The organism is Streptomyces lydicus, assembly GCF_000717345.1.
Classification (GTDB): domain Bacteria; phylum Actinomycetota; class Actinomycetes; order Streptomycetales; family Streptomycetaceae; genus Streptomyces; species Streptomyces lydicus.
This window is the reverse complement of record NZ_JNZA01000028.1, coordinates 1-20986: the sequence shown is the minus strand read 5'-3', so window position 1 is coordinate 20986 and position 20986 is coordinate 1. Positions and strand designations below refer to the sequence as shown.

22 protein-coding genes are annotated in these 20986 nt (G+C 73.3%); 12 read left to right on the top strand and 10 right to left on the bottom strand.

Features of this window, described 5'->3' with window-relative positions; translation table 11 throughout:
• The first annotated feature begins 64 nt into the window (after positions 1-64).
• The 3 genes from OO62_RS24855 to OO62_RS24845 all read left to right on the top strand — a co-directional run bounded on the left by OO62_RS24855 (position 65) and on the right by OO62_RS24845 (position 1981).
• The gene (locus OO62_RS24855; protein ID WP_051733567.1) at positions 65-742 is read left to right on the top strand and encodes a helix-turn-helix transcriptional regulator; all 678 of its coding nucleotides are present in this window, start codon (positions 65-67) and stop codon (positions 740-742) included.
• Between the two features lie 10 nt (positions 743-752).
• Positions 753-1679 carry a glutaminase gene (locus tag OO62_RS24850; RefSeq protein WP_033269845.1) on the top strand — a complete coding sequence of 309 codons (927 nt, stop codon included), beginning with the start codon at positions 753-755 and terminating at the stop codon, positions 1677-1679.
• A 74-nt stretch (positions 1680-1753) separates the two neighbouring features.
• Positions 1754-1981: a hypothetical protein gene (locus tag OO62_RS24845; protein ID WP_033269787.1), complete on the top strand. Its 228-nt coding sequence runs from the start codon at positions 1754-1756 to the stop codon at positions 1979-1981.
• Between the two features lie 64 nt (positions 1982-2045).
• Here OO62_RS24845 and OO62_RS24840 read toward each other — a convergent pair whose 3' ends face one another.
• From OO62_RS24840 to OO62_RS24825, 4 genes are all read right to left on the bottom strand, one after another.
• Positions 2046-2468: a VOC family protein gene (locus OO62_RS24840; RefSeq protein WP_033269786.1), complete on the bottom strand. Its 423-nt coding sequence runs from the start codon at positions 2466-2468 to the stop codon at positions 2046-2048.
• Between the two features lie 94 nt (positions 2469-2562).
• Positions 2563-3501 (bottom strand): beta-ketoacyl-ACP synthase III, encoded by a 939-nt coding sequence (locus tag OO62_RS24835; protein ID WP_033269785.1) that lies wholly within the window; start codon positions 3499-3501, stop codon positions 2563-2565.
• 138 nt (positions 3502-3639) lie between these two features.
• Positions 3640-5919, bottom strand: coding sequence for a heavy metal translocating P-type ATPase (locus OO62_RS24830; protein WP_106974895.1), 2280 nt, complete (start codon positions 5917-5919; stop codon positions 3640-3642).
• A 94-nt stretch (positions 5920-6013) separates the two neighbouring features.
• Entirely contained in the window at positions 6014-7018 is a 1005-nt protein-coding gene (locus OO62_RS24825) for a helix-turn-helix transcriptional regulator (RefSeq protein ID WP_033269783.1), read from the bottom strand.
• Between the two features lie 94 nt (positions 7019-7112).
• On the opposite strand from OO62_RS24825, the gene OO62_RS24820 reads away from it, so the two are divergent.
• Entirely contained in the window at positions 7113-8648 is a 1536-nt protein-coding gene (locus OO62_RS24820) for an MFS transporter (protein WP_051733566.1), read from the top strand.
• 147 nt (positions 8649-8795) lie between these two features.
• Positions 8796-9881, top strand: coding sequence for a magnesium and cobalt transport protein CorA (locus tag OO62_RS24815; RefSeq protein WP_033269782.1), 1086 nt, complete (start codon positions 8796-8798; stop codon positions 9879-9881).
• A 47-nt stretch (positions 9882-9928) separates the two neighbouring features.
• On the opposite strand, the gene OO62_RS24810 is transcribed toward OO62_RS24815, so the two are convergent.
• Complete coding sequence (locus tag OO62_RS24810) at positions 9929-11182, bottom strand: CynX/NimT family MFS transporter (protein WP_051733565.1); 1254 nt, start codon at positions 11180-11182, stop codon at positions 9929-9931.
• Positions 11179-11913, bottom strand: coding sequence for a FadR/GntR family transcriptional regulator (locus OO62_RS24805; RefSeq protein ID WP_033269781.1), 735 nt, complete (start codon positions 11911-11913; stop codon positions 11179-11181). Before OO62_RS24805 ends, OO62_RS24810 begins: the two co-directional genes overlap by 4 nt.
• 101 nt (positions 11914-12014) lie before the next feature.
• Here OO62_RS24805 and OO62_RS24800 point away from each other — a divergent pair, with 101 nt between their 5' ends.
• The 3 genes from OO62_RS24800 to crcB are packed head-to-tail and all read left to right on the top strand — an operon-like array spanning position 12015 to position 13212.
• Complete coding sequence (locus OO62_RS24800; protein WP_033269780.1) at positions 12015-12452, top strand: fluoride efflux transporter FluC; 438 nt, start codon at positions 12015-12017, stop codon at positions 12450-12452.
• Complete coding sequence (locus tag OO62_RS24795; protein WP_033269779.1) at positions 12449-12841, top strand: DUF190 domain-containing protein; 393 nt, start codon at positions 12449-12451, stop codon at positions 12839-12841. Before OO62_RS24800 ends, OO62_RS24795 begins: the two co-directional genes overlap by 4 nt.
• Positions 12838-13212, top strand: coding sequence for a fluoride efflux transporter CrcB (gene crcB / locus OO62_RS24790; protein ID WP_033269778.1), 375 nt, complete (start codon positions 12838-12840; stop codon positions 13210-13212). The genes OO62_RS24795 and crcB overlap by 4 nt, the downstream gene beginning before the upstream one ends.
• A 211-nt stretch (positions 13213-13423) precedes the next feature.
• Here the strand turns inward: crcB and snpA are convergent, their stop codons facing one another.
• Entirely contained in the window at positions 13424-14089 is a 666-nt protein-coding gene (snpA, locus tag OO62_RS24785; RefSeq protein ID WP_033269777.1) for a snapalysin, read from the bottom strand.
• A gap of 219 nt (positions 14090-14308) precedes the next feature.
• On the opposite strand from snpA, the gene OO62_RS24780 reads away from it, so the two are divergent.
• Entirely contained in the window at positions 14309-15268 is a 960-nt protein-coding gene (locus OO62_RS24780) for a LysR family transcriptional regulator (protein ID WP_033269776.1), read from the top strand.
• A gap of 16 nt (positions 15269-15284) precedes the next feature.
• On the opposite strand, the gene OO62_RS24775 is transcribed toward OO62_RS24780, so the two are convergent.
• Together OO62_RS24775 and OO62_RS24770 are read right to left on the bottom strand one after the other, a co-directional pair.
• Complete coding sequence (locus OO62_RS24775; protein ID WP_033269775.1) at positions 15285-16247, bottom strand: hypothetical protein; 963 nt, start codon at positions 16245-16247, stop codon at positions 15285-15287.
• On the bottom strand, positions 16237-17430 hold the full coding sequence (locus tag OO62_RS24770; RefSeq protein ID WP_129322869.1) for a hypothetical protein: 1194 nt from the start codon (positions 17428-17430) through the stop codon (positions 16237-16239). Before OO62_RS24770 ends, OO62_RS24775 begins: the two co-directional genes overlap by 11 nt.
• Before the next feature lie 239 nt (positions 17431-17669).
• Here OO62_RS24770 and OO62_RS24765 point away from each other — a divergent pair, with 239 nt between their 5' ends.
• Complete coding sequence (locus OO62_RS24765) at positions 17670-18962, top strand: cation:proton antiporter (RefSeq protein WP_033269774.1); 1293 nt, start codon at positions 17670-17672, stop codon at positions 18960-18962.
• A 36-nt stretch (positions 18963-18998) separates the two neighbouring features.
• Here OO62_RS24765 and OO62_RS24760 read toward each other — a convergent pair whose 3' ends face one another.
• Positions 18999-19346 carry a MerR family transcriptional regulator gene (locus tag OO62_RS24760; RefSeq protein ID WP_033269773.1) on the bottom strand — a complete coding sequence of 116 codons (348 nt, stop codon included), beginning with the start codon at positions 19344-19346 and terminating at the stop codon, positions 18999-19001.
• 760 nt (positions 19347-20106) lie between these two features.
• Here OO62_RS24760 and OO62_RS24755 point away from each other — a divergent pair.
• Positions 20107-20310 (top strand): cold-shock protein, encoded by a 204-nt coding sequence (locus OO62_RS24755; RefSeq protein ID WP_033269772.1) that lies wholly within the window; start codon positions 20107-20109, stop codon positions 20308-20310.
• Positions 20311-20500: 190 nt separating this feature from the next.
• On the top strand, positions 20501-20986 hold a 486-nt coding region (locus OO62_RS24750; protein WP_033269771.1), incomplete at its 3' end, for a DEAD/DEAH box helicase.

Here is a 20986-nt window from a genome sequence, read left to right as displayed (position 1 = left end):
TGAGGTATCGGGGGCGGCCACCGGGGCAGAGGTGTACGGCGGATACCGGGAACGGCCGTCGGGGATGGCCGGGGCGGTGGTGTGGACCCGTACGACGTCGGCCGCGCCGGTGCGGCCGGTGCTGCCCGACGGCTGCACGGACCTGATCTGGAGCGAGGGGCGGCTGCTGGTGGCGGGGCCGGACACCGGGCCGCACCACCCCGACGGCGTACCGCCCGGCACCCGCTACACCGGGGTGCGGTTCGCGCCGGGCCGGGGCCCGGCCGTCTTCGGCGTGCCGGCCCGTGAACTGCGCGACCGGCGCGTGCCGTTGGCGGACCTGTGGCCCGCCGGCCGGGTGCGGGAGGCGGCCGAGCGGGCGGCCGCGGCCGGCACGCCGGGCGCCGTCGCCCGGGTCCTGGAGCGGACCGCCGCGGCCCGGCTCCGGGAGGCCGGCCCGCCGGACGGCCGGACCGCCGCCGTCGCCGCGGCGCTGGCCCGCGGCCGCCCGGTCGCCGAGGTGGCGCTGTCCGTCGCGCTGAGCGCACGCCAGCTGCACCGCCTGAGCCTGGACGCGTTCGGCTACGGACCCAAGACCCTCGCCCGGGTGCTGCGGCTGGTGCGCGCGCTCGACCTGGCGCGCGCCGGAGTGCCCTGGGCCGAGGTCGCGGCGCGCGCCGGATACGCGGACCAGGCGCACCTCGCGCGAGAGGTGAAGTCGCTGGCGGGGGCCCCTATGGGGGTGCTGCTCACGTCGGGTTAGCGTGTCCGTCATGGACTACCAGGCCGTTCTCGAAGAGGTAGCGGCCCACGCCCGGCCGTTCGTGCGTCAGGGGCAGGTCGCCGACTACATACCGGCGCTGGAGCGGGTCTCCGCTGACCGGTTCGGGATGGCGGTGGCCGACATCCACGGTGCGGTGTACGGGGTCGGCGACTGGGAGGTGCCGTTCTCCGTCCAGTCGATCTCCAAGACGTTCTCGCTGGCGCTGGTGATGGCGCAGAGCCACGGGAGCCAGGGGGACGGTGACATCTGGAAGCGGGTCGGCCGCGAGCCGTCCGGTACGCCGTTCAACTCCCTGGTCCAACTGGAGGCGGAGAACGGCATTCCGCGCAATCCCTTCATCAACGCGGGTGCGCTGGTGGTCACCGACCGGCTGCAGACCCTCACCGGCGACGCCAGCACCTCGATGCTGCACTTCCTGCGTGAGGAGAGCGGCAACCCGCACCTCGCCTTCGACCAGGCGGTGGCCGACTCCGAGGCCGAGCACGGCGACCGCAACGCCGCCCTCGCGCACTTCATGGCGTCGTTCGGCAATCTGGAGAACCCGGTGCCGAGCGTCATCGAGCACTATTTCTGGCAGTGCTCGATCGAGATGAGCTGCCGCGATCTGGCCGTCGCCGGCGGGTTCCTGGCCCGCCACGGACTGCGCGCGGACGGCAGCCGGCTGCTGGAGGCCCGCGAGGCCAAGCGGATCAACGCGGTGATGCTGACCTGCGGGACGTACGACGCGGCCGGGGAGTTCGCGTACCGCGTCGGGCTGCCCGCGAAGAGCGGTGTCGGCGGCGGCATCATCGCCGTCATCCCCGGCCGCTGCACGCTCTGCGTCTGGAGCCCCGGCCTCGACGCCCGCGGCAACTCCGTCGCGGGTGCGGCGGCCCTGGACCACTTCACGACGCTCACCGGGTGGTCGGTGTTCTGAGCCGGTCCGCCCCGCGGTCCTGGCGTTGTGGCCCCCTACCGGCAGGCGCATCGTATGGGTAGGAGGTGCACCCCATGGAGCACGAGATTCGCGCTGAGTACGAGGAAGGCGTCCTGCCGCACGAGGACACGCCGGTCAAGCTCTGGCACATGACACGGGTGGGCTCCACCACGGCCATGTGCGGGCGGGACCTCGCCCCGGCCGCCGCCACCCAGTCGGCCGACGCCTGGGGCGCAGCCGGCGCCAAGCCGTTCTGCCGCCAATGCGGCGTGCTGTACCTGGGTGAGCATCCCGCGAACTAGGGCGTGTCTTTCGCCTTGGCCCGCCGTGGCCCGCCGGCCAGGAGGCGCGGCGGCCGGGGAGCCGTCACTGCGGCAGGGGCGCGAACAGGTCCACCCCGTGGCCGTCCGGGTCGCGGACGACCGCGTAGCGCTGGCCCCAGAACGCGTCCCACGGAGGCTTCTCGCCCGGATGGCCGGCCGCGGTGAGTTCCGCGTAGAGGGCGTCCACCCCGGCCGGGCCGTCGCACTCGAACGCCAGCCCCGTGGGGGAGCCGGCCTGCGGAGGCGTCCAGTCCGGGTCGACTGCGCGGGCGGTCGCGTACGAGTCCCACATCAGGCGCAGACCGCCGGGCAGCTGCGCCTCGGCGTGCGGGGCGGTGTCCGCCTCGGCGGGGACGACGAGGCCGAGGCGGCGGTAGAAGGCGAGGGAGGCGGCCATGTCGGCGACGACCATCCCGATGGCGGCGAACCGGGGGAACGGGGGCGAAGGCTGTGCGGCAGTGGTCATGGCGCGAGCGTAGGCAGCCCGCCGCGCCGCGGTCTTGAACGAATCGGACGCGACCCGGCAGGCGCGGGATGCCCCGGTCGCGGCCGGGCCCGCCTCACGGGCAGCGGATGACCTGGCCGGCGTAGGAGAGGTTGCCGCCGAAGGCGAACAGCAGCACCGGGTCGCCGGAGCCGATCTCCCGGCGTTCGACCAGCTTGGACAGGGCGAGCGGCACGGACGCGGCGGAGGTGTTCCCGGAGTCGACGACGTCCTTGGCGACCACCGCGTTGACCGCGCCGAGCCGCTGCGCGACCGGCTCGATGATCCGCAGGTTGGCCTGGTGGAGCACCACGCCCGCGAGGTCGGCCGGCTGGATCCCGGAGCGTTCGCAGACCTGCCGGGCGATGTCCGGGAGCCGGGTCGTCGCCCAGCGGTAGACGGTCTGGCCCTCCTGGGCGAAGCGGGCCGGCTCGCCCTCGATGCGGACCGCGCCGCCCATCTGCGGTACCGAACCCCACAGCACCGGGCCGATCTCCGGCTCCGGCGCGGCGGTGACCACCGCGGCGCCGGCCCCGTCGCCGACCAGCACACAGGTCGTACGGTCCGTCCAGTCGGTCACGGCGGTGAACTTCTCCGACCCGATGACCAGCGCGTTCGTCGCGGAACCGGCCCGGATGGCGTGGTCGGCGGTGGCCAGCGCGTGGGTGAAGCCGGAGCAGACGACGTTGATGTCCATCGTGGCGGGCGCGTCCAGCCCGAGCCGGGCGGCGACCCGGGCCGCGGCGTTCGGACTGCGGTCGGTGGCCGTGCAGGTGGCGACCAGCACCAGGTCGATGTCCTGCGGGGCGAGGCCGCTGCCGGCGAGGGCCTTCTCGGCGGCGGCCGCCGCCATGGAGTCCACCGTCTCGTCCGCCGCCGCGATGTGCCGGGTGCGGATCCCGACCCGGCTGCGGATCCATGCGTCGTCGGTCTCGACGATCTTGGCGAGGTCGTCGTTGGTGAGCACGCCGGAGGGCTGGTAATGGCCGAGAGCCAGAACGCGTGACCCGGTCATGAGTTCCCCTGTACGTGGACGGACGGTTCCCCACCAGTCTCACCCGCCGGCCGCGGCCGGCGGGTGAGCGATCTGCCAATGTTCCGGCTCCAGAACTGGAGACAGGTGCCAGTGCGGGCAGACCCCTGTCGGTGCGGGTCAGCCGCGTGCCCCGGCGCCGGCCAGCGGCTTGAAGCGGCGCAGCCGCAGGCTGTTGCCGACGACGAAGACCGAGGAGAAGGCCATGGCGGCCCCGGCGATCATCGGGTTGAGCAGCCCGGCGGCGGCCAGCGGCAGCGCGGCCACGTTGTAGCCGAAGGCCCAGAACAGGTTGCCCCTGATGGTGCCGAGGGTGGCCCGGGCCAGCCGGATGGCGTCCGCCGCGGCGCGCAGGTCGCCCCGTACGAGGGTGAGGTCGCCGGCCTCGATGGCGGCGTCGGTGCCGGTGCCCATCGCCAGGCCCAGGTCGGCGCGGGCCAGCGCGGCCGCGTCGTTGACGCCGTCGCCGACCATGGCGACCGAGCGGCCCTCGGCCTGCAGCCGTTCGACGACGGCGACCTTGTCCTCGGGGAGCACCTCGGCGATCACCTCGTCGATGCCGACCTCGGCGGCGACCGCCTCCGCGACGGCCTTGTTGTCGCCGGTCAGCAGCACCGGCGTCAGGCCCAGCGCGCGCAGCCGGCGCACCGCCTCGGCGCTGGTCGGCTTGACCGCGTCGGAGACGACCAGCACCGCGCGCGCCGCGCCGTCCCAGCCCACCGTCACCGCCGTGCGGCCCTCGGCCTCCGCCGCGGCCTTGGCGGCCGCCAGCCCGGACGGGAGCGACTGGCTCCAGTCGTTCAGCAGCTGCTCGCGGCCCACCAGGACGGCGTGCCCCTCGACCACTCCCTGGACGCCGAGGCCGGGAACGTTCGCGAAGTCCTCGGGGGTGGGCAGCGCGGCGCCCGTACGGGCGGCGGCGCCGGCGGCGACGGCGCGGGCGACCGGGTGCTCGGAGGCGTGCTCCAGCGCGCCGGCCAGTCGCAGCACCTGCGCCTCCTCGACGCCGTCGGCGACGTGCACCTCGGTCAGCGTCATCACGCCGGTGGTGACCGTGCCGGTCTTGTCCAGGACGACGGTGTCGGCCTTGCGGGTCGACTCCAGTACCTCGGGGCCCTTGAGCAGGATGCCGAGCTGCGCGCCCCGGCCCGTGCCCACCATCAGGGCGGTGGGGGTGGCCAGTCCCAGCGCGCACGGGCAGGCGATGATCAGCACGGCGACGGCCGCGGTGAAAGCGGCCACCGCGCCGGCGCCGGTCACGAGCCAGTAGCCGAGCGTGCCGAGGGCGAGCGCGATCACGATCGGGACGAAGACCGCGGAGATCCGGTCGGCGAGCCGCTGCGCCGCGGCCTTCCCGTTCTGCGCCTCCTCCACCAGCCGCGCCATACGGGCGAGTTGGGTGTCCGCGCCGACCCGGGTGGCCTCGACGACCAGCCGGCCGCCCGCGTTGACGGTGGCACCGGTGACGGTGTCGCCGGGGGAGACCTCCACCGGGACGGACTCGCCGGTGAGCATCGAGGCGTCCACCGCGGAGGAGCCCTCCACCACCGTGCCGTCGGTGGCGATCTTCTCCCCGGGGCGCACCACGAACCGGTCGCCGGCGCGCAGTTCGCCCGTGGGCACCCGGATTTCCCGGCCGTCCCGCAGGACGGCGACGTCCTTGGCCCCCAGCTCCATCAGCGCCCGCAGCGCCGCGCCGGCCTTCCGCTTGGCGCGCGCCTCGAAGTAGCGGCCGGCCAGGACGAACGTGGTGACGCCGGCCGCGGCCTCCAGGTAGATGGCGCTGCTGCCGTCGGTGCGGCCGATGGTCAGCTCGAACGGGTGGGTCATCCCCGGCATGCCCGCGTGGCCCAGGAACAGGGCCCACACCGACCAGCCGAGCGCCGCCAGGGTGCCCATCGAGATCAGGGTGTCCATCGTGGCGGCGCCGTGCCGCAGGTTCGTCCAGGCGGCCCTGTGGAACGGCCAGGCCCCGTACGCCACCACCGGGGCGGCCAGGGTCAGCGACAGCCACTGCCAGTAGGTGAACTGGAGCGGGGGCACCATCGACAGCAGGATCACCGGCACGGACAGGGCCACGGAGATCAGCAGGCGCTGCCGGAGCGGGGCGAGGGCGTCGCCGGCCGCCTCGCCGGGGGTCTCCCCGGCGGCCGGGGCGGGCGCCGGCGGCTCGGGCACGCCGGCGGTGTAGCCGGTCTTCTCGACGGTGGCGATCAGGTCCGCCGTCCGTACGCCGCTGCCGGCCGCGACCGCCACCTGCGCCTTCTCGGTGGCGTAGTTGACGGTGGCGGTGACGCCCTCCATGCGGTTGAGCTTCTTCTCGATGCGGGCGGCGCACGAGGCGCAGGTCATCCCGCCGATCTCCAGCTCGATGCCGTGCTCGCCGATCGCGGTGGTCATCAGTGCTCCTCGGTGTACTGCGACTCATGCTGCCAGTGCGTGGTGCGAGTGCGCGTTCCCTGGCGAGAACCATATACCCCCTAGGGGTATTCCGTCACGGTGCCTGTTCCGGGTCCGCGGCCGGTCCGCCGGGCGCGCCCCGGTCCGCCGCCCGGCTCGCCCGCCCGCCCAGCGCCCGCAGATACGCGGTCAGCTCGGCCGGCTCGTGCACCGTGAACTCGTGCCCCAGCAGCGTCAGCCGCACGGCCAGCCACTCCAGCGAATCGGGCCTGCTGTGCCAGCGGCAGGACGCCTCGTCGAGCGGCTCGACCTCGCCCGCCGCCGGTCCGCCCAGCCGGCCGGCCACCTCCGCGGCGGGGGCGTACACCGTGGCCACCGCGCGGTGCGACGCCGCCGTGCCCTGCATCCGCTCCCGGACGTAGGCGCCCGCGTCGGCGGCCGGCAGCTCGCGCGGCGGGGTCCGTACCCCGGTGGGGAACGGCTCGCTCAGCCGGTCCACCCGGAAGATCCGCCAGTCCTCGCGGTCGTTGTCGTATGCCACCAGGTACCAGCGGCGGCCCGCCGCCACCAGCCGGTGCGGTTCCACCAGGCGTTTGCTGCGGGTGCCGGCGCCCGCCTGATAGCCGAAGCGCAGCCGCTCGTGATTGGCGATGGCCGCGGCGAGTACCGTCAGATGTTCCGGGTCGACGGTCGGGCCGTCGCCGGCCGGCAGCGGGACGGTGGCCGTGCCGAGGGTGCCCACCCGGCGCCGCAGCCGGGCCGGCAGCACCTGTTCCAGCTTGGCCAGCGCCCGTACGGACGCCTCCTCGATGCCCTCGATGGTGTGCCCGGCCGCCGAGCGCAGCCCGACCGCGATGGCCACCGCCTCCTCGTCGTCCAGCAGCAGCGGCGGCATCGCGGTGCCCGCCGCCAGCCGGTAGCCGCCGTCGGCGCCCATCGTGGCGTGCACCGGATACCCCAGGTCGCGCAGCCGCTCGATGTCGCGGCGGATCGTGCGGGAGGTGACCCCGAGCCGGCCGGCCAGCTCGCTGCCGGGCCATTCGCGGGGGGTCTGGAGCAGGGACAACAGATTCAGCAGTCGTGCCGACGTCTCACTCATGGCGCCGATGATGCCTCTCCCAGTAGGACCGGGGCTGTCCTATATCCCGCCTAACGTCGACGGCGTCGCACACCACAGCCCTTGGAGAGAACCCATGCCCACGACCGTCCCCGTGGCCCCCGCCGCGGCCGACCGCAGACGCTGGATCGCGCTCGCCGTCGTCCTCACGGCCAGTTTCATGGACCTGGTCGACGCGACCATCGTCAACATCGCCCTGCCGCGCATCCAGCAGGAGACCGGCGCCACCTTCAGCGCCCTGCAATGGGTCACCGCCGGCTACGCGCTCGCGTTCGCCCTCGGCCTGATCACCGGCGGCCGGCTCGGGGACATCCACGGCCGCAGGCGGGTCTTCCTGCTCGGCATGGCCGGGTTCACCGTCGCCTCGGCGCTGTGCGGGTTCGCCGCGACGCCGGGGATGCTGGTCGGTGCGCGGGTGCTGCAGGGCGCGATGGCCGCGCTGATGGTGCCGCAGGTGCTGGCGATCATCCACGTCAGCTTCCCCGCGCACGAGCGCGGCAAGGTCTTCGGCATGTTCGGCGCGGTGATCGGCCTGGGCGCGGTCTGCGGCCCGCTGATCGGCGCCCTGCTCACCGAGGGTGACCTCTTCGGCCTCGGCTGGCGCCCGATCTTCCTGATCAACCTGCCGGTCGGGATCGCCGGCATCCTGCTCGGCCGCCGTTTCCTCACCGAGTCCCGGTCCCCGGAGGCGCTGCGCCTCGACCTCGTCGGCACCGCGCTGGCCACCGCGGGCCTGCTGATGCTGCTCTACCCGCTCACCCAGGGCCGGGAGTCCGGCTGGCCGCTGTGGGGTTTCGTCTCGATGGCCCTGAGCCCGGTGGTCCTGGCGCTCTTCGTGCGCTACGAGCGCGCCAAGGCCCGCAAGGACGGCTCGCCGCTGGTCGAGCTCTCCCTCTTCCGGGTCCGGACCTTCGCGGCGGGGGCCGGCGTGCAGCTGACGTTCGGCGCGGTCAGCGGCCTGTTCTTCCTGATCTGGACGCTCTACATGCAGCTGGGCCTGGGCTGGGGCCCGCTGCACGCGGGACTGACCGGGGTGCCGTTCTCGCTGGCCTGCTCGGCCGCGGCCGGGATGTCCGTGCAGAAGCTGGTGCCGCGCTTCGGCCGGAAGGTGCTGCAGGCGGGCGCGCTGATCATGCTGGCCGGTGCGCTGCTCTACCTCTGGCAGGCCGGGCGGCAGGGCACCGCCATGACGTCCCTCCAGATGGTGCCGGCGATGGTGCTGATGGGGGCCGGTATGGGGCTGATCGTCGCCCCCCTCACCGATGCGGCGATCTCCGACGTACCGGCGGAGCACTCCGGCTCGGCGTCCGGGATCTTCAACACCACCGGCCAGCTGGGCATGGCGCTCGGCCTGGGGCTGTCCTCGGTGGCCTTCTTCGGGGTCACCGGCGACCCGGGCCGGCCGGGCGGCGCCGCGGCGGGAGCCTCGTTCGTCGACGCCACGGTCCACGCGCTGTGGTGGGTCTCGGCCGGCCTGGTCCTCGTCTTCGGCCTGCTGTTCCTGCTGCCGCGCCGGGCGCGTACGCAGCATGCGGCGGCGGAGGCGGACAGGGCGGTGCCGCAGGGTGACGCGGACCGGGCGGCGGAGCGGCAGCCGGCCCCGGTGGGCTGACGGCCCCCCCGCGAACGGGGCCCGTCCCCGCACAGCGGCCCGCCGGAAGCCGCCGCCGGAAGCCGCCCGGCGGGAGCCGTCTGCGGAAAAACAGCCCCTTTGGCATACCGTTCGCGGCCGGGCAGCAGCCATACTGGCCGGGTGTCGGTGATCAGTAACCTCCGTAAGGCCGTCCGGCTGCCGCAGCCGCGCACCCGGGGAGTCGACCTCAGCCACCCGGCGCGTTCGCCGCTCGGCACCGCCGTGGTGAACTGCGCTGTCTACGTGGACGGGGTGCGGCAGGACGGCAACCACCCGGCCGATGTGGCGATACGCCGGGTCCGCGAGGCGGGCCGGGGATTCGTCTGGATCGGGCTGCACGAGCCGTCCGAGAAGGAATTCTCCGGAATCGTCGAGCTGTTCGGGCTGCATCCGCTCGCCGTCGAGGACGCCGTGCACGCCCATCAGCGGCCCAAGCTGGAGACGTACGACGGCTCGCTGTTCACGGTCTTCAAGACCGTCCGCTACGTCGAGCACGACCAGCTGACCGACACCAGCGAGGTCGTGGAGACCGGCGAGATCATGGTCTTCACCGGCACCGACTTCGTGATCACCGTTCGGCACGGCGGGCACGGCTCGCTGGGCCCGCTGCGGGAGCAACTGGAGTGCGAGCCCGAGCAGCTGGCGCTCGGCCCGTCCGCCGTGCTGCACGCCATCGCCGACCTCGTCGTGGACGACTACCTGGACGTCACGGCCGCCGTCCAGGACGACATCGACGACGTCGAGAGCGAGGTCTTCTCCGTACGCGGCAGCGGCGGGGCCGGCCGGATCTACCAGCTCAAGCGCGAACTGCTCGAACTTCGGCGCGCGGTCGCCCCGTTGGACCGGCCGATGCAGGAGCTGGCGACGCAGCCGATGCGGCAGGTCGACCCCCGGATCAAGACGTACTTCCGGGACGTCGCCGACCACCTCGACCGGGTCACCGAGCAGATCACCGCCTTCGACGAACTGCTCAACTCCATACTCCAGGCCCATCTCGCGCAGGTCACCGTCGCCCAGAACGAGGACATGCGCAAAATCAGTGCCTGGGTCGCGATCCTGGCCGTGCCGACCATGGTCTGCGGCGTGTACGGCATGAACTTCGAGTACATGCCGGAGAAGCACTGGACCTTCGGCTATCCGCTGGTGATGGTGCTGACCGTGGTCGCCTGCTGGGTGATCCACCGCGGCTTCAAGCGGAACGGCTGGCTCTAGGCCGGGTCTTGCGGATCATGCCGGGCCCGCGGTGACCGGCCGGCTCCCTACCGGCCCCTGACGTGCCGCGGGCGCGCCGCGCCCCACCCGGCCGCGACCTGCGGGAGCAGCAGTGCCAGCAGCACGGCCAGCGGCACCGTCCAGCTGCCCGAGGCGTCGTGCACCGCGCCCAGCACGGCCGGGCCGGTGGCGGCGAGGACGTAACCGAAGCACTGGGCCGTGCTGGAGAGCTGCGCGGTGTGCCGGGCGTCCGGGGCGCGCTGGACGATGAACAGCAGCGCCAGGCTGATCGCCGCCCCCTGGCCGAGGCCGAGCAGCACCATCCACAGGTAGGCGCCCTCGGCCGGCGCGAGCAGGACACCGGTGAAGGCGGCCGCGCACAACAGCGCCCCGACGGCCGCCAGCACCCCGGCCGGCAGCCGCCGCCCGACGACGACCGGGGCGAGGAACGAGCCCGCGATGCCCAGCAGCGAGGAGAAGGACAGCATCCAGCCCGCGTCGCCGGCGCTCATCCCGGCGTCGGTGAGCATCGTCGGCAGCCAGGCGGCGGCCGCGTAGTAACTCAGCGACTGGAGGCCCATGTAGCCGGTGACCTGCCAGGCCAGCGGATCGCGCCACAGCCCGCGCACCGGGTGCGCCGCCTCCTGGGCGGCGGCCCGCGCCACCCGCGTACGACGGCCGGCCCGCGGCAGCCAGAAGAGCAGCGCCAGCACCGCGAGCCCGCCCCAACAGGCGAGAGTGGTCTGCCAGCTGAGGCCGGTGGCCTGCTGCACGGGCACCGTGACGCCGGCCGCCAGGGCGGCGCCGCCGAACAGCGACATGGAGTACAGGCCGGTCATCAGCCCGGTCCTGGCGGGGAAGTCCCGCTTGATCAGGCCGGGCAGCAGGACGTTGGCGACGGCTATCCCCGCGCCGATCACGACCGTCCCGGCGAACAGCGCCACGACCGAATCCAGCAGCCGCAGCGCGGTGCCCAGGCAGATCAGCGCCATCGTGCCGAGCAGGGACCGCTCCATGCCGAAGCGCCGCCCCAGCCGCGGCGCGAGGGGCGCCAGCAGGCCGAAGCAGAGCAGCGGCAGCGCGGTGAGCAGGCTCGTCGCGGCGGCCGACATCCCGCTGGCGTCGCGGATGGTGCCGGCGAGCGGGGAGACGGCGACCAGCGCCGGGCGCAGGTTCAGCGCCAGCAGGACGACGCCGGTGCCGGCGTACAGGGCGCGGCGCCCTCCCGTGCCGGTGGCCGGCGTCGCGGCGGCCGCTGCCGGGGCGTCCGCCGCGTAGGTCGTGGTTTGGTTCGGTGTCACTCCTGGACCCCCGTCGCGCGGTCCGGTCCGTCGCCGTCCTCGGCGCCGGCGCGCAGGGCCGCCATGCCCTCGGCCAGATGCGCCAGCGCCGCCCGCTCGGCGGCGTCCGCGTCCCGCGCCTCGATGGCGTCGACGATGGCCTCGTGCGCCTCGTACTGATTGCGTACGGAATCGGGGACGGGGGCGCCGATGACGGACCGGAGCGTGGCGCGCAGGGCGTCGCTGAGGTGCGCGTACAGCTCGGCGAGGACGCTGTTGTGGGCCGCGGCGGCGATGGTGCGGTGGAAGTCCAGGTCCGCGTCGACGAAGGCGGTCAGGTCGCCGCTCTGCCATGCGCGGGCCCGCTCGGCCAGCGCGGCGCGCAGCGCGGCGAGGTCCTCGTCGGTACGGCGCAGGGCGGCATGGCGCGCGGCATCGCGCTCCAGCGAGGCCCGCACCTCGAACGTCTCCAGGTCACCGGCCCGCCGCAGCCTGCGCTGCACGGCGGCACCGAAGCCGCTGCGGGCGCGGACGTAGGTGCCGTCGCCCTGGCGCGGCTCCAGCAGCCCAGTGTGCACCAGGGCGCGGACCGCCTCGCGGACGGTGTTGCGGCCCACCGAGAGCCGCTCCACGAGCACCGGTTCGGCGGGGATCTTCGTCCCCACCTCCCACTCGCCGTCCGCGATCAGGCTCTCCATCTGCTCGATGACCAGGTCCACCAGGTTGGTGCGGGCGGTGCTGCGCAGCGGCACGGTCTCCTCCTATTGATTCCACCGGTGATGGGAACATCCCATGTTTGACGGTGTCAAACCGCCAGGGATAGCCTGAGGGCGCCGATGATCTCGGGAGTCCTATGGAACAGCGAGCCCGCCGACCCGCGCCCTGGCAGGGCCAGTGGCCGGTGATCGGCGCGGTGTCCGCGGGCGGCGCGATCGGCGCGACGGCCCGTTACGGCGCCTCGCTCCTCTGGCCGACGGCCCCCGGTGCCTTCCCCTGGACGATCCTGGCCGTCAACACCGTCGGCTGCGCGCTGATGGGCGTCCTGATGGCGCTGATCACCGAGGCCGGCGCACCCCACCGGCTGCTGCGCCCCTTCCTCGGCACCGGCATCCTCGGCGGCTTCACCACCTTCTCCACCTACGCGGTCGACATCCAGCGGCTGGCCGGCCACCGGCAGCCGGCGCTCGCGCTGGCGTACCTCGCGGGCACCCTGCTGGCCGCGCTCGCGGCCGTGTGGGGCGCGGTGGCCATGACCCGTGCACTTCTCGAACTGAGGCGGCGGACCGCATGACACCCGACGTACCCGCGCCCGGCGGCGCCCCCGCACTGCGGCTCACGGTCCTGATCGGCGAACAGGACGTGTGGCACCACCGGCCCCTGTACGCCGAGATCGTGCACCGCGCCCGCGCGGCCGGGCTCGCCGGCGCCAGCGTCTTCCGCGGCATCGAGGGCTTCGGCGCCGGCTCCGTCGTCCACACCCAGCGGCTGCTGTCGCTGAGCGAGGAGCTGCCGGTGGCGATCGTCGTCGTCGACGCCGAGGAGCGGGTCCGGGGCTTCCTGCCGCAGCTCGACGAACTCCTCGCCGGCGGCGGCCTGGTGACCCTCGACCGGTGCGAGATGATCGCCCACCGGGCCCCGGACGCCGGCGGTCCGGACGGGGGCGAGGGCGGGCGCGGGTGAACTGGCTGCTGGTGGTGGCCGGTGCCATGGTCGGGGCGCCGCTGCGCTTTCTCACCGACCGCTTTGTGCAGTCCCGGCACGACACCGTGTTCCCCTGGGGGACGTTCGCGGTCAACGCCGCCGGGTCGCTGATCCTCGGCCTGCTGGCCGGCGCGGTGACCGCCGGCGCCGCGTCCGCGCAGCTCCAGCTGCTGATCGGGACCGGGCTGTGCGGGGCGCTGACGACGTACTCGACCTTCTCGTACGAGACGCTCCGGCTGGCGGCGGACGGCGCCCGGGGCTATGCGGTGGCGAACGTCGTCGGGAGCGTACTGATCGGGCTCGCGGCCGCGTTCGCCGGCGTCGCCGCCGGCCAGGCGCTCTGGGGCTGAGCGGTCGGCGCCGCGGGACGGCACACGAAAGCGGTGGGGCCCGGAGAGGGCCCCACCGCACGGGCGGCGCAGGAAATGCGAGGGCTGGTGGGGATACGAGAGCCGGCCGCCAGGTTCCGGTGCTCGTCAGCCCTTGGCCCACCGGGTCCGGACCGGGGTCAGGCCGGTCCGGACCGTGGGCCACCGCCGAACTCGTGAGGCGGCAGGTACGTCACGCCACCTTGCCGAAGTGGACGCCCTTCAGACCGTTGGCCCAGAGCTGCTCCACCTTGGCGCGCTCGTTCGCGTCCGGCTGGGTGTTCTGGCAGGACGTGCCGGGGCCGCCGCCGGACATCAGCTCGCTGCACGGACCCTCGTAGTGGTCCGGCAGGCCCAGCACGTGGCCGGTCTCGTGCGCGGTGACGCGGGTCGAGTTGTACTCCTGGTTCTGCTTGTGGTCCAGGAAGACGAAGCCCTTGCCGTGGCCGTCGGTGCTGGCGTACGAACCCCGCGGGTCGTCGCCCTCCTTGTACTGGAAGTCGCCGCCGCTGCCTTCGTGCAGCTGCACGTTCTTCACGGCGCTGTTCCAGATCGACGCGGTCTCGGCTATCTGGCTCTTGAACGACGGGGCCGCACTGGCGTCGTAGGTGATGGTGACCGAGGCGGCGTGCGGATCGGCCTTCATCTTGGCCCGCGCCGACTTCATCACGGCCTCGAAGAACGCCTTGGTGTCGGCCTTCTCGGCCGCCGAGCCGTTGTAGGCCGCGATCGAAGCGCGGGTGCTGTGCGAGGAGTTGCCGGAGGAGGGGGAAGCTGCCGAAACCGGGGCCGCGGCTGCGAGCGCGGCGACAAGGCCCAGACCGAGCGCCGCCGACAGCGCCGTCTTAGGAGATCTCATGTGGGGGGCTCCTTAATTTCCGAGGGCCGTACGGTCGCCGTGTGGGGCGGCGACCGGGGCCCTGCGGATTTCTTGGTGCCGTTGAGTCTGGACGGAGTTCACCCGGAGGACGGAGATGTTAGGTGGCGATAGCACCAGCCAATACCCCTGCGAAAAAGGCGAGTTCCGCCGGGTTTGAGAGGCTGGTGTGACGGATGCCGTGCTCGTTATGCTCCCGTTGTGGAGCTCGAGGTACGGCATCTTCGCGCATTGTGCGCCATCGCGGACTCCGGCAGCGTACGCAAGGCGGCCCGGCAGCTCGGCATGACGCAGCCTTCCCTGACGACCCAACTCCACCGCATCGAAAAGGCGCTCGGCGGCCAGCTCTTCTTCCGCGAGCCGACCGGCAGCCGGCCGACCCCGCTGGGGCACTCGGTGCTGTGCCGGGCCCGCCCCATAGTGGCCGAAATGCGGGCCCTCCTCGACGAGGTGGCCTCCGCCTCGCACCGCGAACAGGGCGCCCGGCTGCACATCGGCAGCACCAACAGCCCCGCGGTCGCCGGCTGGTTGCGCCGGCTACGGGTGCGCCTGCCGGAGACGGACACCACGATACGGACCGATGTGTCCGCCAACGCCCTGTTGCACATGGTCGCCATGGGGCAGCTCGACGCGGCGTTCGTGCACGAGGTCGAGGGCGCGCCGCTGCGCATCCCCGACGGCCTGGTGGCCCATGAACTCCTGGCCAGGGAACCGCAGTTCATCGCCCTGTCGGACAGCCATCCGGCGGCCGCCGAGGAGATCATCCGGGTCGCCGACCTAGCCGACGACCAGTGGATGGTCGACCCGACCGTGGACGGCGAATGGGCCGGATTGCGCCGGATCTGGGCCGCGGCCGGCATCAACCCCCGGGTCGTGCACGGCGACTACCTCACCGCGGTGGACCTGGTCACGGCCGGCGAGGTGGTCACCCCCTGCCAGCCCACCGCCCGCTCCCGGCACGGCATGGCCATCCGCCCGCTGCACGGCGATCCGCTGGCCGTCCGGCTCTTCATGGCCTGCCGCCAGGACGGCACCCCGGCCGCCGCCCCCGACGACCTCTTCGCTGACCTGACCTCCTCGTACATGGAGATCGCCTGGGCGAGCGAGGCGTACCGGGCCTGGCTGGTGCGCCACGACGCCCCGCTGCCGGTCGCGACCTGAACCGGCGTCCCCGCGCTCAGTCCTTCGGGCAGGGCACGGGACGGCCCTTGCTCCTGCTCCTGGCCCGGGCGTAGTCCGCGCCGGTCTGCCGGTACCACCTGCCGGCGGCGGTCTGCCCGGACGGGGAGAGACAGGTGAAGGACGGGAAGTAGACGGACCCGTAGCCGCCCGCGTCGGACAGCTCACCGGTCAGCTCGAACGGCTTGCCGCCCTCGCGGCTGAGCGTCATCGACGCGGTGCCGCCGCCGACCTGGTACTCGACGCGGTAGCGCCACAGGCAGTGGCCCCGCCCGGACGACGCCCGGATGAGGAACGACTCGCTCTCGTTCTGGTTCAGCGTGATCTGCTTCGCCCCGGGGCCCGTGAAGTACGGTGCGCCCTTCTTCGCGCCCTTGGTGTACGCCGTGAGCCGGGGCATCGGGCCGTCGATGGTGACCTCCAGCGGAATCACGTCCGTCACGCCCTGCCCCGGGGCCAGGACCAGGTCCCCGCGGAGCGGCGGCGCGCACTTCCCGCCCACCAGCTGCGGCACGATGTCGGTGATCCGGACCTGCTGGGCGGCCCGGCCCTGGAGGGTGACCATCCACTCCGACTCCCCGGCGTCGACGACGTCCGCCTGGTGCCGCCACGCGTCGCCGGACCGGAGGGCCTTGCCGAAGCCCTTGCCCGCGCCACCGCGGAGCACGTACCGGCCGGTGTCCTTGACGTCCTTGACCTCGACGACGTCGATCGCGTCCTGCGGCGAGAGCCGGTCCGGCAGCCGGTCCAGCGGCAGGATCGCCTTCACCGTGCCGCCCAGCACGTCCTGGAAGGTCACCGCCGCCACCGCCAGCACGATGCCGGCCAGCCAGGTGGCGGGCTTCTTGAGGTGCCGCAGCCGGTCCGGGGGATCCGCCGGTGCCGGACGCGCACGGCCCCGGCTGACGCTCTTGCGCGTCAGCGCCCCGGACGTGCGGACCCGCGGTCGGTTACTCGGCATGGCTCAGTTGCTCCTCTTGCACCCTCGGCCGCGTACGGGCTCCCCGCCGCGTCATCACCCAGACCACGCCCAGGCAACAGGCGCCCGTCGCCCATCCCCACACGGCGCCGAAGCGGACGGCGTCGCCCAGGGCCGCCTCGAAGGGGCGGACGAGGCCCATCGGGCCCGCCCCCTCGCGCGGGGCGGCCCAGGGCCCCTGCAGGAGGCCGCTCTCGACGAGGGCGGCCGCGACGGCGGCGAGCACGGTCGCGTACCAGCAGTTCATGAAGAGGCGTACCGGGTGCCGTCCCTCCACCCACCGGACCACCGCGTACAGCGCCGCCGCCAGCACCGCGAGGAAGACCAGGCAGACCACCAGGGTCGCCAGCCACCCGGCGGTCTCCTCCGTGGCGAGCGGGCGCATCCGCAGCGCCGGGTAGAGGACGCCGCTCCACCGGTCGACGAGGGCCGGCGGGTGGTAGGGGAGCCAGAGTTCGGGGGCGAAGGTGATGCTCGACGACTGGTCCAGCTGCCGGACGTTCGTGTGCCGCAGGACCGCCCCGCCGGCGACGGCCAGCAGCACCATCGGAATCAGCCCGGCGCACACCACGTCGCGCCGTCGCACCGTTGACCCCGGCGCCGGCGACTCCGCCCCGCCGGCCGCGCCGTCCGCCGTCCCCAGCAGCACCCGCACGGGTGTCCACCGCCGGAGCAGCCACGCCGCCGCCCAGGACGGCATCAGCAGCCAGCACGACCACAGCGCGTACTGCTCGGGCAGGGCCGTCGCCCCGGCCACCTGCGCCCTGCCCACCCACTCGCCGGAGGTGGGCAGCAGCAGCGGCGAGCGCGGGTCCAGCGCCGGACCGACCAGCTCCGCGACCCCCGCGGCCAGCAGGCCCGCCCCCAGCAGCGCCAGGACCGTCCGCAGCCGGGGCCGGGCGTCCGGCGGTGCGGACCTGAGCACCGCGTACGTCAGTACGGAGCACAGGACGAGGAAGACGAGCTGGGGGACCCACTCCTGGGCCCGGCCGGTGTCCTGTACCGAGAAGCCGTCGAGATCCAGACCGAACAGCCGGACGTCGTGCAGGACGAGGCCGGGGCCGCCGCCGGCGGCGCGCAGTCGCACCGGGTGGCAGGCGAACAGGAACACCGCCTGGCCCATGGCGTACCCCGCGGCCAGCAGCAGGGACATCAAGCGGTTCATCGACTGCACTCCCCCGAGCGGCCCGCCCCCGCTGACGGGCTCCGCTCCCAGTCTGCCGCACCAACCCCTCCGGTACCAGCGCCGCATGATCATGCGTCAGTCCGGGGGCGGGCGGCCTCGGCCTGCGTCGACCAACCGTGTGAAAGGCGGTCCCCGGGCCTCCCGGCAGCGCCCGTACGGTCTGCCGATGGCCGAGAGTGGGCTGCCGGACGTCAGCGCGGCCAAGCCCTGGAGACTCCGTGGACGGCACCTTTTCCCTCGTTCTGCTGCTGTTGTTCGTCTGGTGCCTGTGCGCCCGGCGGATGGAGCGCTACGAACTCACCGCGCCGGCCGCGTTCGTCCTGGCGGGCCTGCTGCTGGCCGAGGGCATCGGCGTCCTGGACCTCGCCCTGCCGCACGAGACGGTCACCGCGCTCGCGGAGATCACCCTGGTCTGGGTCCTCTTCACCGACGCCGCGCGGCTCTCCTTCCGGTCCCTGCGGCCCGAACTCGGCCTCTGCGTACGGCTGCTGGGCGTCGGACTGCCGCTGTGCATGGCACTCGGCTCGCTCCTCGCGGCCGCCCTGCTGCCCGGGGTGTCGGGGTGGGGCGCGCTGTACGTCGGCGCCGCGCTCGCGCCGACGGACGCCGCGCTCGGCGCCACGATGATGGTGAACCCCGACGTGCCGGCGCGGATCCGCCGGCTGATCAATGTGGAGAGCGGTCTGAACGACGGCATCGCCACGCCGTTCGTGGTGCTCGCCCTGGCCGGTGTCACCGCCGCCGAAGGCACGGCCGGGCCGGGCGCCTCCGGGCAGGCCGTGGTGGAGCTCCTCATCGGCGCGGCGTACGGCGTGGCGCTCGGGCTGGTGGCCGGCCTGCTGCTGCGGGCCGCGCTGCGCGCCGGCTGGGCGACGGAGGACTTCGCCGGCGCCGGTGTGCTGGCCCTGGCCCTCCTCGGCTACACCTCCGCCCTCGCGCTCGGCGGCAACGGGTTCGTCGCCGCCTTCCTCGCGGGCCTGGCCTTCGGCAGCGCGCACGGCGCCCCGCCGCGGGTCCTGCTCTACGTCGAGCAGTCCGCCTCGCTGCTCTCGGTCCTGGTGTGGCTGGTCTTCGGCGCGCTGCTGCTGCCGGCGGTGTTCGACGCCCTCACCTGGCAGGCCGTGCTCTACGCGGTGCTGAGCCTGACCGTCGTCCGGATGGTGCCGGTGGCGCTGTCACTGGTCGGAAGCGGTCTGGACGTCCGGTCGGTCCTCTTCGTGGGCTGGTTCGGCCCCCGCGGCCTGGCCTCGATCATCTTCGGCCTGCTGGCGATCGAGGAACTGTCCGGACCCGACAGGCGCACCCTGGTGCCGGTGGTCGGCATCACCGTGCTCCTCAGTGTCCTCGCCCACGGCCTGACCTCCGCCCCCCTGGCGAAGCGCTACGGGCGCACCGCGCCCGTCCCCGCCGCCCCGCCGCCGGAGCTGCCCGAACTCCCGGTGCGCGCCATGGCGGCCGGCGGCCTGCACGGCCTGCGCCGGCGGGCCCGGAACCGGCGGCACACGCACTGACCGCTCCGGGGGACGGGACGTCGGCCGACACGGTGTTCAGGCGCCGGGAGGCTGACCGGGGCCGGCGGCGGGCCGGCGCAGTTCTTCGTTGAGGCGCTGGGCCTCTTCGAGCTGGTCCTCAAGGATGACGATGCGGCAGGCGGCCTCGACCGGGGTGCCCTGGTCGACGAGTTCGCGGGCACGGGCAGCGATACGCAACTGGTAGCGGGAGTAGCGGCGGTGGCCGCCCTCGGAGCGCAGGGGAACGATGAGGCGGGCTTCGCCGACGGCCCGCAGAAAGGCGGGCGTGGTGCCGATCATCTCTGCGGCGCGGCCCATGGTGTAGGCGGGGTAGTCGTCGTCATCGAACTTGTCGGTGGGGCGTGCGGGGGTCTGTCGGGTCATTGAACCTCTTCATGGGGCGCGTCGAGGGGCCCTGGTGCCGTACGGCACCAGGGCCCCGAGGTTTTCAACACCATCTGCCGGCGCCGGGCGCCGGCCTTCTGTTTCCGCACGCGCGCCCGAAGGGGCGGGGGTGCGGGGATCTTGGCTGCGTGACCGTGGATCACCGTCCAATCCGGGTCCTGCGGTACCCGAGCGAGCGGGCTGAGCCCCCACCCGGGCGATCCTGATGGTGCCTGCTCCTCTCCTTCTCGCGGTTCGTCGTCTATGGAAGAAACGCTAACCGTAAGAAGGGGGAGTGTCTACCGCGGTCAGCGCAGATTTCCCTCTGCTGCAGTAACAGAATCCGACGGTGCGGTCGGCTTGGCACGGCGTCCCCCCAGGCGCCTGCTGCGGCGTCCGCCGGCGTGCCGCGCCGCGAGCCGCCCGGCGGCCCCGCGGTCCGGCCGGGTTTCCCCACCGGACTGTGGCGGGTACCGAGGTCGAATATCTAATGCCGCAACGACAGAAATGGCCACGGGCGCGGTAGGGATTTTTTACCCTCTCGGAAGCTCCGGGCGTATGCGCTGTGCAGGGCCGTCGGCGTCGTGCTAACGTCGTTTTCAGTTGCAGTTGTGGTTCCCGAAGGCTTCAAGTGCGCTCGCCGTAGTACACGGCGGGAGCGCTTTTCTATTTCCCGGAATATTTCCGACGGGATAATCATCGCGGCGACACGGAGCCCACACGGTGTGGGTTCCGGGCACTGCCCCGAAGGAGATATGACATGGCTACTGGCACCGTGAAGTGGTTCAACTCGGAAAAGGGTTTCGGCTTCATCGAGCAGGACGGTGGCGGCGCTGACGTCTTCGCCCACTACTCGAACATCGCCGCCCAGGGCTTCCGTGAGCTGCAGGAGGGCCAGAAGGTGAACTTCGACGTCACGCAGGGCCAGAAGGGCCCGCAGGCCGAGAACATCACTCCCGCCTGACGCTGACACGCGTACGCCGTGGCTGGGGCCCGCACCTTGGGTGCGGGCCCCAGCCCGTTGCTTTTCCGTACTTCCGTTGCGTGCTGCAACGGCCGCGCGAGCGGTTCATCGGTTCGTTCTTGCGATTCTCTGCGTTGTGGCTCATGGCCGCCGGGAATTCCTCGACGTACCGCATCGAGGAAGGTTCTCCATGAACCGCACAGTCCGTTCGAAAGACCGCTCACCCCGCGCCCGCTCCGCCGGCTCCGGCCGCGGCGGCTACCGCTCGCAGCCCGCGCACCGCTCCGGCGGCAAGGGGCGCCGTCCGGCCGCACGGCCGGCAGAGTTCGCCCTGCCCGTCACGAACACCCCCGCCCTGCCCCCGGTCGACACCTTCGCGGAACTGGACATGCCGTCCGCGCTGCTGGCGTCGCTGACCGCGGAAGGGGTCACGGTCCCGTTCCCGATCCAGGCCGCCACGCTGCCGAACTCGCTGGCCGGACGTGATGTTCTGGGCCGCGGGCGTACGGGTTCGGGCAAGACGCTTGCCTTCGGTCTGGCCCTGCTGGCCCGCATCGCCGGGCGGCGCGCCGAGTCACGTCGGCCCCTGGCGCTGATCCTGGTCCCCACCCGGGAGCTGGCTCAGCAGGTCACCGACGCCCTGACCCCCTACGCCCGTTCGCTGACGCTGCGGCTG